This window comes from Pseudomonas sp. RSB 5.4 (assembly GCF_037126175.1).
Classification (GTDB): Bacteria; Pseudomonadota; Gammaproteobacteria; order Pseudomonadales; family Pseudomonadaceae; genus Aquipseudomonas; species Aquipseudomonas fluorescens_H.
This window is the reverse complement of the sequence record NZ_CP146986.1, coordinates 502711-516396: the sequence shown is the minus strand read 5'-3', so window position 1 is coordinate 516396 and position 13686 is coordinate 502711. Positions and strand designations below refer to the sequence as shown.

At 62.5% G+C, this 13686-nt stretch carries 8 protein-coding genes; 3 read left to right on the top strand and 5 right to left on the bottom strand.

Translation table 11 applies throughout. The features are described from left to right. Nucleotides 1–6: 6 nt before the first annotated feature. Nucleotides 7–507 (bottom strand): sigma-70 family RNA polymerase sigma factor, encoded by a 501-nt coding sequence (locus V9L13_RS02185; RefSeq protein ID WP_003223490.1) that lies wholly within the window; start codon nucleotides 505–507, stop codon nucleotides 7–9. 214 nt (nucleotides 508–721) lie between these two features. Between V9L13_RS02185 and nhaA the strand changes: the two genes are divergently transcribed. Next, nucleotides 722–1930, top strand: a complete 1209-nt coding sequence (gene nhaA / locus V9L13_RS02180) for a Na+/H+ antiporter NhaA (protein WP_338802821.1) — start codon at nucleotides 722–724, stop codon at nucleotides 1928–1930. 138 nt (nucleotides 1931–2068) lie between these two features. Here the strand turns inward: nhaA and V9L13_RS02175 are convergent, their stop codons facing one another. Both V9L13_RS02175 and V9L13_RS02170 read right to left on the bottom strand, forming a co-directional pair. Then, nucleotides 2069–6538, bottom strand: coding sequence for a hemagglutinin repeat-containing protein (locus tag V9L13_RS02175; protein ID WP_338801326.1), 4470 nt, complete (start codon nucleotides 6536–6538; stop codon nucleotides 2069–2071). A gap of 113 nt (nucleotides 6539–6651) precedes the next feature. Beyond that, nucleotides 6652–8379, bottom strand: coding sequence for a ShlB/FhaC/HecB family hemolysin secretion/activation protein (locus tag V9L13_RS02170; RefSeq protein WP_338801325.1), 1728 nt, complete (start codon nucleotides 8377–8379; stop codon nucleotides 6652–6654). A gap of 354 nt (nucleotides 8380–8733) precedes the next feature. Here V9L13_RS02170 and V9L13_RS02165 point away from each other — a divergent pair, with 354 nt between their 5' ends. Both V9L13_RS02165 and V9L13_RS02160 read left to right on the top strand, forming a co-directional pair. Then, on the top strand, nucleotides 8734–9855 hold the full coding sequence (locus V9L13_RS02165) for an HlyD family secretion protein (protein WP_338801324.1): 1122 nt from the start codon (nucleotides 8734–8736) through the stop codon (nucleotides 9853–9855). Next, complete coding sequence (locus V9L13_RS02160; protein WP_338801323.1) at nucleotides 9852–11444, top strand: DHA2 family efflux MFS transporter permease subunit; 1593 nt, start codon at nucleotides 9852–9854, stop codon at nucleotides 11442–11444. The genes V9L13_RS02165 and V9L13_RS02160 overlap by 4 nt, the downstream gene beginning before the upstream one ends. Nucleotides 11445–11582: 138 nt before the next feature. Here the strand turns inward: V9L13_RS02160 and V9L13_RS02155 are convergent, their stop codons facing one another. Together V9L13_RS02155 and V9L13_RS02150 are read right to left on the bottom strand one after the other, a co-directional pair. Then, nucleotides 11583–12023 carry a carboxymuconolactone decarboxylase family protein gene (locus V9L13_RS02155; protein ID WP_003223476.1) on the bottom strand — a complete coding sequence of 147 codons (441 nt, stop codon included), beginning with the start codon at nucleotides 12021–12023 and terminating at the stop codon, nucleotides 11583–11585. A 97-nt stretch (nucleotides 12024–12120) separates the two neighbouring features. Next, complete coding sequence (locus V9L13_RS02150; RefSeq protein WP_338801322.1) at nucleotides 12121–13563, bottom strand: mechanosensitive ion channel domain-containing protein; 1443 nt, start codon at nucleotides 13561–13563, stop codon at nucleotides 12121–12123. Nucleotides 13564–13686: the final 123 nt, after the last annotated feature.

Here is a 13686-nt window from a genome sequence, read left to right as displayed (position 1 = left end):
GGCCGCTCATGACTGCATGCCGTCGAGGCGATCGCGCAAGTGGCGCAGGGTGCGGATCATATACTTTTCGACCATATTTCTGGACAGCCCCAGGCGTTCGGCGATTTCCGCCTGGGTCAGCCCTTCGATCTTCTGCCAGACGAAAATCTTCCGGCAGTTGAGCGGCAGTTCCTGCAGCGCCCGTTCGATGGAGTCGGCCAACTGGATCGCCTGCATGTAATGCTCCGGGTCGCCGGTGGACGACACACTGTGATCGATCGCCTGCGACTCCATGGCTTCCCGCCGATCCTCACGCCGATAACCGTCGACCGCGATGTTGCGTGCGGTCTGGTGCAAATACGCCCGTGGCTGCTGCACCGCTGCCGAATCGGATTCGAGCACCCGCACAAAGGTGTCATGCGCCAAGTCCTCGGCCTGCGCGCGATTGCGCAGACGCCGGGTCCAGGTGCCGATCAACTCTTCGTAATGCTCGAAAAAGCCGGGTCTGCGGGGCAGCATGGGGTTCATGACAGCGTGCGGTGGAAAGGGGCGTGAATAGTAATGCTTCCTATTAAGCCCGGCAATTCATTCCTTGGAAACCCTCCATTCAAGGGCAATCGTCAGTAAAACCGCGCCTTCCCCCACCTATTGTGTAAAATGCCGCCCGGGTGCCACCGCAACAACGCGGCAGGGCAGGTTTAATTCAGCGCAGGTCGGGCCGCCGCGCGGAGTTGCCGTGCCTATGAGCCACGATCCGTCACGCCTGCATGCTGCCCCTGCCCGCCACGATTCGCCGTCTGCCCTGGCCTTTCTCTCCCGATTTTTCGCCGCCGAGTCTGCCGGTGGTCTGATCCTGATGGCCGCGGCCCTCGCCGCACTGTTGGTCGCCAACTCGCCGTGGGCGGCCACGTATTTCTCGACTCTGCACATCAAAGTCGCCGGCTTGTCGATCGAGCATTGGGTGAACGATGGCCTGATGGCGATCTTCTTCATGCTGGTGGGCCTGGAGATCAAGCGCGAAATGCTCGCCGGGCAGTTGTCGAGCTGGGGTCAGCGTGCGCTGCCGGGCTTCGCCGCGCTGGGCGGGATGCTGGTCCCGGCGCTGATCTACGTCGCGATCAACTGGGGCAATCCGCAGACCCTCAGCGGTTGGGCGATTCCCGCCGCCACCGACATTGCTTTCGCCTTGGGCGTGCTGTCGCTGCTGGGCAAACGGGTGCCTGTGTCGCTGAAAATCTTCCTCTCCGCGCTGGCCATTCTTGATGACCTGGGCGCGGTGGTGATCATTGCGATTTTCTACACCAGCGGCCTGTCGGTGAGCATGCTGCTGGCCTCGTTGGCGGTGATTGCACTGCTGGTGATCCTCAACCGCTGCGGTGTCAGAAAGCTTTGGCCGTACCTGATCGCCGGCGCCTTCCTGTGGTTCTTCATGCTGCAATCGGGGATCCACGCGACCCTTGCAGGGGTGATTCTGGCCCTGTGCATTCCGCTGGGTAATCCGGAAGACGAGCACAACTCGCCACTGCTGTACCTCGAAGAAAAAATGCACCCGTGGGTGGCGTTCGCCGTGGTGCCGATTTTCGGCTTCGCCAACGCGGGCGTGTCATTGGCCGGCATTTCTCCGAGCAACCTGCTTGAGCCGGTACCACTGGGCGTGGCGCTCGGGCTGCTGTTCGGCAAACAGATCGGCATCCTCGGCCTCGGCGCCCTGGCGATTCGCAGTGGTCTGGCGCAGCTGCCGCAAGGCGCGAGCTGGCTGCAGCTGTACGGCGTCGCCCTGCTCTGCGGGATCGGCTTCACCATGAGCCTGTTTATCGGCGCACTGGCGTTCCCGGGCGCAGCGCACCTGGTCGATTCGGTGAAGGTGGGTGTGTTGCTGGGTTCGATTTTGTCCGCGCTGTTGGCGGTGGTCGTGCTGATGAGCGCTGGCAAGGCGAAGGCTTCGAACTGACCGCCGGATCTGGTCGAGACAGAAACCAATGTGGGAGCGGGCTTGCTCGCGAAGGCGTCAATTCAGTCAGCTAATTTGTCGACTGAATTGACGCCTTCGCGAGCAAGCCCGCTCCCACAGTTTTTACAGCGGTGATGCTTAGCCTTTTTCGTCGATCCCGGCCTGCAGGGTCTGGCTGTCCAGATTGCCGCTCAGGGTCACCGGACCGACTTTCAGATTGCCGTTATCGAACGTCACCTTCGGTGCGTTCTCCTCGGTTTTCTGCGGCAGGTCCAGTCCGGCTTTCACCCCGTACTCACGACTGACCAGATCGCTGCCAACGACCTTCGAACCGCCCACATCCACTTTCCCCTCGCTCGCCGATATCCGCGCGCCGGTCAGCTGTGTCGCGCCGCCCACCGCGAGGTTTACGCCTTGGCTGCCACTGATGCCGGAGGCCTGCGCCACGCTGTCCTTGTGGGTGTATTCGCCCTGCGCTTTCAGCGTTGGTTTGTAGTCAGTGCCGGCGAGTTTTTCCTTGTCGTCCGGTGGATTTTTCTTCGCGGTCAGGCCCAGATCGACATCGACCTTGGCTTGCGTCTTCGAGTCCTCACGGCTTTCGACGGTCAGGTCACCGGCAATCTTGCCGCTGACATTTTTCGCGTCGATCCGCGCGCCCGACAGCCGTGCATCACCTGCGCTGTTGAGCACCACGCTGTCAGCCTTGATCTGGCTGTTCTGCTGTGTGGTGCCTTGTAGGTAGTCGACGCCAATCTTGGCCCCGGCATTGAAGCCGTGATCGCTGCTGGCCTTTTCATCGGCTGCGGTCGGGGTCTTGCTGCTGAGGTTGCCACCGGCATTCAGCGCAACGTTCCAGTTGTTGCGGCTCTCGGTGGACTGCGCCGACTCCTGAACCAAACCGCCCTTCTGCGCATCGATGCTGACGTTCGGCGCGCTGACTCGCGTGCCTTGCAGGTGCACCGCGTCACCGCCCAAGGCGATTTGGCTCTGGCTGTTGAGCTGGCCACCGGTCAGGGTTTGCGAGCTTTCGTTGATGCGGCCGATGTTGAAGTTGCCGCTCAGATTACCGCCCTGATCGCGGCTCTTCTCGCTGCTGGATTTGCTGCCGCCGCCCTTCAAGCCGCCGCCGAGATTGCTGCCAGTCGCGGTGTGGGTATCAACGGCCGCTTGCAGATCGAGTTTGCCGTCAGCGTGCAGCTCAATGCCGCCGGCGCTGTCGATCCTGGTGCCTTGCTGAACCTGATTGCCACCGCTGCTCAGTTGCACCGGGCCGTTGCCGCTGATGCTCGCCACGTGAGCCTGCGTGTCAGAGGTCTGCTTGCCGGTGTGGTCGAGCTGGAAGCCAGCGCCGAGGTCTACGTTGGTGCCGTCGGTGCCCGGCAAGGTGCCGACCGTCAGCGAGCCGTTGCCGCGCAGGCTGGAGTCGCTGCTGCTCTGGCGGTCATTGGCCTGATTCAGCGCCAGATCGCCGCCGGTCTTGATGCTTACACCGCCCTGCCCGCCGTCGAAACGGCTGCCGGCGAACTGCGCATCACCGCCCACCTTGATGTTCAGGCCTTGGCTGCCGGCAAAACCGCCGACCACTGCGGTGCTGCTGTCCTTGCTGCTGTAGCTGTTGCCACCCTCACCGCTGCCTGCGACGTTCACGTCCTCGCCGGTCTTGGTGTAGACCCGCACGTCGACCTTGGCATCCACTGAATTATCGGTGCTGCTGTGGGTGTTGCTCGCTGCATCGGCGACCAGTTTATCGGCGCTAATGTTGACCTTGCCGTTGCTCGCACTGTACTGGGTGCCCTGGTCGCGCAGGGTGCCGGCGGTTTTTACCTCGACACTGCCGCCGTCGAAACGGCTGACCACCGCGTTGCTGTTCTGCTCGGTCTTGTCGGTGCTGCCGTGACCGATCGCCACGTCGATACCGACGTTCGGCTGGCCGAGATTACTCAGGGCTTCCTTGTCCGGCACCTTGCCGTTGAGCACATCCTTGACCGCACCGGCAATCGGGCGGGCGATGTCCTTGTATTCAACGTTGGCGCCGATGTCCGCCGACCAGTTGCTCTGGTTGTGCGTGCTGCTTTCGGTGTTGCTCGCCGCGCGGTTGTCGATCTCGTTGGCCGCGACGTTCAGGCCGTTGCCAGCCTTGACCTGCGCGCCTTCGGTCAGCAGTTTGTCGGCGTTGATGTTCAGGCTGCCGCTGCTTTGCACGTGGGTGGTTTGCGCGGTGGTTTTGCTGCTGCTGTCTTGCGTGGTGCTGTGGGCAAAATCGACGCCACTGCCGGCGCGGTCGAGGCCGCCGGTGTAGTAGAAACCGCCGCCGGTGCTGGAGGTGTCGGTCGAAGTTTTGTGGCTGTCCTGTTCGGCCAGCAACGACACATTCTTGCCACTCAGCGTGGTATCGCCAGCAGTGGATTTGACTTCACCGCCCTTGATCGTCAGATCGCCGCCGGCCTTCACCTGCACGCTTCCGCCGCTGAGGCTCGAGCCTTGCTGGTTGACGTCGTTACGGGTGACGGTCTGCTGCTTGTCTTCGTAGTGCACCCCGGCGCGATATTGCTCCGGCGTTTGCTCTTTGGCGTAGGCATCGAAGCCTCGGGTCTCGGTGGTCGAACTGCTGTCGTGGCTGTTCTGCGTGGAATGCACGTTCACATCCCCCGCAGCATCCGCCGTCAGCGCGCCGCCGGCCTTGACCGTGGAACCGGCGACTTCGATGTCCTTGGCGCTCTTGAGCTTGAGGTTGCTGTCGGAGACCAGCTCGCTGCGCACCGTGGTGCTGTCCTTGGCGTTCTGCCGCGACTCGTCCTTGGTGATGCCGAAGAACTTGCTGTCCTTGTCGTGGTTGTTGCTGTGCGAGGTGTCCTGCACGCCGTCGATCACCAGCGAACCCTGATCGCTGATCACGCTGGCCTCGGTTCCGCCACGGACCTGGCTGCCGCTGATGCGTACATCGTCGGCCTTGACGATCAGTTTACCGGCGGCGTTGATTTTGCTGCCCTGATGCTGAGTCTGGCCCTTGTCGGCGTCACCGGTCTTGCCGAAGAAACCACCGCCGACCAGGTCGCCAGAATAACTGTTGTTATTGCTGCGGTTGGTGCGGGTGGCCGTGGTGACCTCCACCTGTTTTCCCGTCAGTTTCACATCGCCGGCGCTGTTCAGTTCGGCACCTTCGGCGCGCAGCAACGCGGCGGTTTGCAGAGCGATATTGCCGCCCTTCAACTGACTGCCGATGCTGCGCTGTTCTTCGCTGCTGTTGTTCCAGTCAGCCTTCCACAGATGCTTGCGATGGTTGCCCTGATCGGTCTGGGTGTGGCTTTCGGTGGCCGCGGTCAGGCGCAGATCGCCGCCGCTTTGCACATCGAGATTTTTCGCCGCTTCAACTTTGGCGGCTTTGAGTTCGGTGTCTTTGCCGGAGGTCAGCCTGGCGTCGCGGCTGGCGACGATCTGGCTGCCGTGCTGGCGAGTTTCACTGTCGGTCTGGGTCCGGTCGTAGGTTTCCCAAGTGATGCCGATGGTGCTGTTGCTCCAGTTCTCGCGTTTTTCCTGAAGCTTGCGGCTTTCGACGGTGCTCAGGGTCAGGTTGCGCTTGGCATTGACGCTGACGTCGCGACCACTGACATCGGTGGCGGCCAGCGTCAGGTCGTTGCCGCTGTGCAGGCCGACATCACCCTGACTGCTGCGAATGCCGGCACGGGTCACTTCGAGGCTGTTGGGGATGGCTTCACCGCTGACGCTGAGGTCGCCGGCGGAACGAATCTGCACGCCGTCACGCCCAGCCACTTGCACCGCCCCCACACGCACGCCCGCGCCTTCGGCGGTGCTGACGATATTGATGCGCCCGGCCTGCATCGCGCCGAACAGGCTGGCGTCGATGCGTTGATCCTGAGTGTTGCCCGCCGGGTCCACGGCTTTGACCTGACCGCTGGCGTAATCCACCTGATTGCGCCCGACCGTAAGGTTCAGTTGATCGCGGGCGTCGATGCGGCCCTGGCTGTCGATGCGCGGGGCGATCAGGTTGACCGAACCTTCGGCGTTACGCAGGCCGCCACTGTGGATCTGCAACTGTCCGCTGGCATCGCGGGTGCTCAGGGCTTGCAGCTTGCCATCGTTCAATTCCGGACGCCCGACCAGCAGACTGGCGTTCGGCGTATTGATGAAACTGCCGCCGTTCACCGAAATGCCGTTGGGGTTGGCCAGCACATAATCGGCTGCACGGCCGAAGATTTCTTGAGCGCCGTTGATGGCCGAAGGGTTGCGGCTGATCACCTCGTTGAGGATCACGCTCGCCGCCTGGCCCTGCAGTTGCGGGTTGGCCGCCAGTTGCCCGGCGAGCTGCGATTGCCCGGCCTGCAAGGCGTTGTTCAGCACCAGGCCCTGACGGTCGACGTTGTAGTCGAGGAACTGGTTGTGCGACAGGCCCGAGCCGTTGGGCGCGACGATATTGACGATGGGCACGCCGCCCTGCGTCTGCAATTGCGCGGTGCCGCCGGGGCCGGGAGCGACCACCACACCGCCGGCGATGGCGCTGGGCAGGTGCACGGCGAAGAACAGGCTGGCGATCGCCCAGCGCAATTTGCCCCGAGGAGAAAGATGGAATGCAAAGGTGTGTGCTGGCATAAAAACGTCTCCATGTAAGTACGGCATCACGGCGCGCGATTTGGTCTTGGCCGTGGCTGTCGCGCTCAGATCCGACGGCTGTTTGTTCACTGCTTGATGAGTCTCGGTAGTGCTCATATCTGCAACCCCACGCGCATCAGCCAGGTCTCCGGCTCGTGCTGCAAACCGTTGGGGGTGTTGAGGGCGCGTTGGTAATCGACGTCCACTTGCAGATTCTTCCAGCCCAGATTCAGCCCGACGCTGGCGCCGCTCAGGCGTTGGCCCTGGGCGCCGTGGTCAGCCTTGAGCCAGCCGTTGTCCAGGCCCACGCGCGGGGTGAACTGCACTGGCCAATCACTGCGCAGCGGCAGGCGCAGGGTGTTGCGCCAGATCGCGCCGCTGGCGCCGGAAGCGCTGCTGACCCGATAGCCGCGCACCGCCGAATCATCGGTGCCGAGCAACTGTTCGATAGCCGGTAAGGGGTCGGGGCTGTATTGCAGATTGAGCTGGCTTTGCCACTGCCACGCTTGCGCGCCGAACTGACCGTTGCGCCATTGACTGAGGCCGGCGCGGTACTTGCGAAACTGCGCTTTGGGCAGGTTGCTGACTGCATGATTGGCGTCGTCATCGGCGCCCAGCCAGCGCAAGCCTTGTGAGTAGCTGAAGTCGAGATTCCACACCGCACGGTCGAGCCAGAACAGGTTGAGTCCGGCTTCGGCCACGGTCAGGGTCGGGCTTTGAATGCCCAGGCGGACATCTTCCAGATAGCTGTCGACGTCCTTGTGCGCCAACTGCAGATTGGCGCTGAGCTGGCGGCTCTGGTCGCGCCATAACACGCGGTCGGCGCGCAGGCTCAGTTGATCGGTGATGCCGGTGCTGTACAAGGTCGCGCTGGGCAGTTTGAACGGCGCGCGGTATTCGGCGTGGCTGGCGAACGCGCTGTAGGTCCAGTAGCCGTAGGGAATCGCGTAATACAGGCTGGCGTTACGACTGTAGCGGTCGCCCTGATTCAACGTGTCGCTGGCGCTGAGGCTTAACAGATCGTTGAGTTGCAACGGGCTGTCGAAGCTCAGGCTGACGGTATCGCGGTCACGCCCGGTGCTGGCGCTGCCAAGGTTGTCCATGCCCAGGCCCAACGCCCAGCGCGACTGCCCGGAGGTGCGCGAGCGCAGGATGATGCGCGAGGCACCCGGTTGGCTACCGGGGGCGATGTCGGCGGTCAGGTCGATCGAACGCAAGCGGTTCAGTTGATCCAGGCCCTGCTCCAGATCGCGCAGGTTCAGCGGCTGGCCGAGCATATGCGGGAACGCGCCGCCCAGCGAAACGGGCAGGCTCTGATCGGCGAGCTCGATGGACTCGATGTAGCCCTCGTCGATCATGATGTCCAGCGACTGCCCCGCCGCCGGCGCGCTCAGCAAGTACGGGCGGCTGGCGATGTAGCCCTGCTCGACGTAGATCGCGGTGATGGTCGCCAGCAGATGGTTGATCTGGCCGACGCCCATGCACGGCGCCAGCAGCGGTTTGATCCGCGCGTTGAGTTTGTCGCTGTCGATCAGCGTAACGCCGCCAATGCGCGTACCGCTCAGCGGCCAGCAGCGTTCATCGGGGGTGACGGTTTGCGGGATGCCCGGCGTGGCCGGTGCCGGACCGAACGCACCGCGCTCCAGTTGGCGCTTGCGTTGTTCCATCTGCAGTTGTTGCAGATCGCGCTGTTGCTGTTGCTGCTGGCGCAGCACTTCCTGGCCCGGCGCAACAGGGTCAGCCGCTTGAATCGAGGAAGCACACACACTCAAAACAAAGGCCGACAACAACGGGCAAAGCGTGGAACGACGACGGAAAACAGCGCAAAGCGAATACGGCACGCAACATCCTTGCAATCATAAAATGGCGTAATGCCACCCCATCAATGCGAGTGATAGTCAGAGCCTTCCTACACAAATGCAAGACGCTTCCTACAGTGCTTACATTTCTTAAACAATTGATTTTGCTGCGCTCACCGCCAGCAAAGGCGCAAGGCATAAGGGTTTCCCCGAGAGCGGATATCGAGTTCTCCAGCGCCCGACCCACTTCCCCGTCGGAACTGTTTAGCGGAACCGCTCCAAAACCTGAGTCGCAAACAGGCAACTGACGACCGGCACAAAAACTCAATTGCCACAAAATATTACTTGCGTCATATTACGACCGTAATAACGATCCTCTTCCACAGGTATTACGCCATGACCAGCATGCCCAACCTTGAGCCCGAGCTGTCTATTCCGGTCACCCCTGCCAAGCCGCCACTGCGCAAACGTCTGCTGCTGACCGGTGCCGGGCTGATCGCGCTGGTGGTGGTCGGCGTGTACGCCGCTCACTGGTGGGGCACCGGGCGCTTTCTGGAGGAGACCGACGATGCCTACATCGGTGGCGACGTCACGGTGATCGGGCCGAAAGTCGCCGGGTACATCGAAGAAGTGCTGGTCAGTGACAACCAGCCAGTGAAGGCCGGTGACGTGCTGATCCGCCTCGACGCACGTGACTACCGCGCCAACCTCGCCAAAGCCGAGGGCGCGGTTGCCGCCGAGGAGGCGCTGCTGGCCAACCTCGACGCTACCGAACAATTGCAGCAAGCCGTGATCGGCCAGGCCCGTGCCGGCATCGATGCTGCCGGTGCCGAAACGGCTCGCTCGCGGGACGACAATGCGCGCTACAAACGCTTGGTAAGCACCAATGCCGTCTCGGTGGAAAGCGCCCAACGCGCCGACGCCACCTTCAAGACCGCCCAGGCCCTAAGTGCCCGCGCCCAGGCCGAACTGCTCGCCGCACAACGCCAACTGGCAGTGATCGACACCCAGAAACAACAGGCCCGCGCCGCCCTGCAACAAGCCCGGGCCGAGCGTGATCTGGCGCAACTGAACCTCGGCTACACCGAGCTGCGCGCGCCGGTCGACGGCGTGATCGGCAACCGTCGCGCGAGGGTCGGCGCATACGCCCAGGCCGGTTCGCAACAGTTGTCGGTAGTGCCGGCCAGCGGTCTGTGGGTCGATGCCAATTTCAAGGAGGACCAGTTGGCGCGGATGAAACCCGGGCAACGGGTGAGCATCCGCGCCGATGTGCTCTCCGGCCAGGAATTCCATGGCCGCCTCGACAGCCTCGCTCCCGCCACCGGCTCGCAATTCAGCGTGCTGCCGCCGGAGAACGCCACCGGCAACTTCACCAAAATCGTCCAGCGGGTGCCGGTGCGGATCCTCCTCGATCCGGCCGACGGTGTGCTCGGTCATCTGCGGCCGGGGCTGTCGGTGACCGCTGAAGTCGACACCCGTGCGCAAGCCGAAACCAGCGCCGTGGCCGTCGCGCCATGAGTACCGCCCTCTCCGCCCCGGCGCAACCGTTCAACGCCGCCGACATGGCCACCGCGACCAAAGTGTTCGCCTTCGCCACGATGTGCATCGGCATGTTCATTGCGCTGCTGGACATCCAGATCGTCTCGGCGTCGCTGCGTGATATCGGCGGCGGACTCTCGGCCGGCACCGACGAAACCGCGTGGGTGCAGACCAGTTACCTGATCGCTGAAATCATCGTGATTCCACTGTCCGGCTGGCTGTCGCGGGTGTTCTCCACGCGCTGGCTGTTCTGCGCCTCGGCGGTCGGCTTCACCCTGGCCAGCCTGCTCTGCGGCGTGGCCTGGAACATCCAGAGCATGATCGCCTTTCGTGCGCTGCAAGGTTTTCTCGGCGGTTCGATGATTCCGCTGGTGTTCACCACCGCGTTCTTTTTCTTCACCGGCAAACAACGGGTGATCGCCGCCGCGACCATCGGTGCGGTGGCTTCGCTGGCGCCGACCTTGGGGCCGGTGATCGGCGGCTGGATCACCGACATTTCCTCATGGCACTGGCTGTTCTATATCAACCTGGTGCCGGGAATTTTCGTCGCCGTGGCCGTGCCGATGCTGGTGAAGATCGACCAGCCGGAACTGGCGCTGCTCAAGGGCGCGGACTACCTGAGCATGGTGTTTCTCGCACTGTTTCTCGGCTGCCTGGAATACACCCTCGAAGAAGGCCCGCGCTGGAACTGGTTCAGTGACAGCACCATCCTGACCACCGCGTGGATCAGCGGTCTGGCGGGTCTGGCCTTTATCGGGCGCACCTTGCACGTGGCCAATCCGATCGTCGATCTGCGTGCACTCAAGGATCGCAATTTTGCCCTGGGCTGCTTCTTTTCCTTTGTCACCGGGATCGGCCTGTTCGCGACGATTTACCTGACCCCGCTGTTTCTCGGACGGGTACGCGGCTACAGCGCGCTGGACATTGGTCTGGCGGTTTTTTCCACCGGGGTGTTCCAGATCATGGCGATTCCGCTGTACGCCTTTCTCGCCAATCGCATGGATCTGCGCTGGATCATGATGATCGGCCTGGGGTTGTTTGCGTTGTCGATGTGGGAATTCAGTCCGGTCACCCACGACTGGGGCGCGGGCGAATTGATGCTGCCGCAAGCGCTGCGCGGAATCGCCCAGCAATTGGCGGTGCCACCGGCGGTGACGCTGACTTTGGGCGGGTTGGCCCCGGCACGCTTGAAGCACGCTTCGGGGCTGTTCAACCTGATGCGCAACCTGGGCGGCGCCATCGGCATTGCGGCGTGCGCGACCATTCTCAATGACCGCACCAACCTGCACTTCACCCGCCTGGCCGAGCATCTGAACAGCAGCAACGAGGCGCTGAATCAGTGGTTGTCGCAGGTCGGTGGCAACCTGGCGACGCTGGGTCAGAGCGGTGATGTCGGCGTCACCGCCGGCCTGCATCAGCTGTGGCTGCTGACCTACCGCGAGGCGCAGACCCAGACCTACGGCGACACCTTTTTGATGATCATGTTGTGCTTCATCATCGCCACGGCGATGGTGCCCTTGATGCGCAAGGTGCAACCACCGGCCGCGCCGAGTGCGGATGCGCATTGATCACGGTTTCCGAAACGCCCCTCCCCCTGTAGGAGCTGCCGCAGGCTGCGATCTTTTGACTTTGATTTTTTAAAAACCAGATCAAAAGATCGCAGCCTCGTTTCACTCGACAGCTCCTACAGGGGCATGTGTTGCGGCTTAGAGCTGTGGGGTTTTACGGAACCCCACCGCCAGACGGTTCCAGCTGTTGATGGTGCTGATCGCCACGCTCAGATCGACCATTTCCTTGGGTGTGAAATGCGCTGCGACGATGTCGTAGTCTTCGTCCGGGGCGTGGGTCAGGCTCAGTTGGGTCAGCGACTCGGTCCACAGCAGCGCCGCACGTTCGCGGTCGGTGAAGAATGGCGCTTCACGCCACGCGGTCACGGCGAACAGACGGCGCGGAGTCTCGCCGCCCTTGATCGCGTCGGCGGTGTGCATGTCGATGCAGAATGCGCAGCCGTTGATCTGCGAAGCGCGCAGCTTGACCAGTTCGACCAGGGTCTTTTCCAGCGGCAGTTTCGAGACGGCGGTTTCCAGGGCGATCATCGCTTTCAGAGCGTCTGGGGAGGCGGTGTAGAAATCGGTACGAGCTTTCATGATGGAGTTTCCGGGGCCAGTGAATGTGTGACTAAGGTAGTCCCGCCACTGCCCCGGACAAATAGCCAATCTCCCGGAAGACGAGTAGACCACCGCGTCACACGCGATTACGCAACCAGTGCAGGAACCCGGTTTTCGCCACCACGGTCGGCACGTCCTGTGTCAGGGTCTGGGCCTTGTGCAGGCGATAATCGAGCAAAGCCTTCATGGCTTCGTTGATGTCGTGGCGCGCATCCAGGCACGGCTTCAGGTAGGTCTTCTCGATGCGGTACAGCGCACAGAAGGTTTTCGCCGCGAAGGTCGCCGGCACCGAGGAATCGGAGAGGATGCCGGCCTCGCCGATCACCTCCCCCGGCCCCATGCGCCCGGATTCGAACGGCGTGCCATGGCGGGTCAAGGTCACGCTGACCACGCCGGATTCGATGATGAACAAATGATCACTGACCTCCCCGGCATCGAGAATCGTCTCCCCGGCGCGGAAAGTCTGCAGGGTCATGTTCTGGCTGAAGGTGTCTTTCTCTTCCTGGCGCAGGGTGGAGAAAATCGGCGAACTGTCGAGCAGCGCCCGTGGCCGTGAGAGGTTGCCGGCGACGATCGGTTCGACACTCGACAACAGATTGACCCCGGACGCCTGCAAGTGTCGGTAAGCCAGATCGAACAGCTGATTGCGCACCGAGCGCTTCTGATCCATCGACGAGACGAAACCGCTGATCTCATATTCCGCACCGGCGCTGCTGGAGCTTTTCAGTGCGACGCTCGGCGAAGGATTGTCGAGCAGCGGACGGCAACCCTGCATTGCCCGTTCCAGCGCGTCGATCACCGTGTTGGGGCGAGCGTGCGGGCTGACCTGGACGCTGACGGCCACCCCGAACATGTTGCTCGGTCGGCTGAAGTTGATGATCTTGGCCTTGGCCGCCAGCGAGTTGGGAATCACTGCCATGCTGCCCTGACTGGTTTGCAGACGCGTGGCGCGCCAGTCGATATCGACGACCCGGCCTTCGGTGCCGTCGATGGAGATCCAGTCATCGATCTGATAGGGCTTGGTGGTGTTGAGCACGATCCCGGAGAACACGTCGCTCAAGGTGCTCTGCAACGCCAGACCGACAATGATCGCCAAGGCCCCGGACGTCGCCAGCACACCTTTGACCGGCAGATCCAGCACATAGGCCAGCGCGGCGATAATCGCGATCAGGAAAATCACCGCACCGAGCAGATCCTGCAACAGTCGCCCGGTGTGGCCGACCCGCTGCATCATCACCGCGCCGATCAGCACGGTCAGGGTGCGCGCGCCGAACAGCCACCAACCGATCTGCAATCCGGTCGCCGCCAGATGCAGCGGCACGTTGTCGGCCCACGGCGCCGGCTCCATCGGATTCAGGCCTTCGTTGAACAACAGCACGCTGAACAGGCTGAAAATCAGCACTCGCACCAGCAGCTTCCATTCGCTGCCACGGGAGCTAATCAGGCGCCACAGCCCGAGATCGAGGAGGATCAGGATCAACGCGCAGAACAACGGATGTTCGCTCAAAAAAGACAACATCAAACCACTCCGACAGGGGCCAATCGCGAGAAGATCGCACAGATTGGGCAAGTGTAGGAGCAATTGATTTCAGAGGATGAACGCCCGCGTAAAAACACCCAAAAACCAATGTGGGAGCGGGCT

Bases quoted from the DNA above. Each gene is read 5' to 3' on its own strand.
- V9L13_RS02185 (WP_003223490.1), bottom strand. From the start codon at position 507: ATGAACCCCATGCTGCCCCGCAGACCCGGCTTTTTCGAGCATTACGAA.
- nhaA (WP_338802821.1), top strand. From the start codon at position 722: ATGAGCCACGATCCGTCACGCCTGCATGCTGCCCCTGCCCGCCACGAT.
- V9L13_RS02175 (WP_338801326.1), bottom strand. From the start codon at position 6,538: ATGCCAGCACACACCTTTGCATTCCATCTTTCTCCTCGGGGCAAATTG.
- V9L13_RS02150 (WP_338801322.1), bottom strand. From the start codon at position 13,563: ATGTTGTCTTTTTTGAGCGAACATCCGTTGTTCTGCGCGTTGATCCTG.
- V9L13_RS02160 (WP_338801323.1), top strand. From the start codon at position 9,852: ATGAGTACCGCCCTCTCCGCCCCGGCGCAACCGTTCAACGCCGCCGAC.
- V9L13_RS02155 (WP_003223476.1), bottom strand. From the start codon at position 12,023: ATGAAAGCTCGTACCGATTTCTACACCGCCTCCCCAGACGCTCTGAAA.
- V9L13_RS02165 (WP_338801324.1), top strand. From the start codon at position 8,734: ATGACCAGCATGCCCAACCTTGAGCCCGAGCTGTCTATTCCGGTCACC.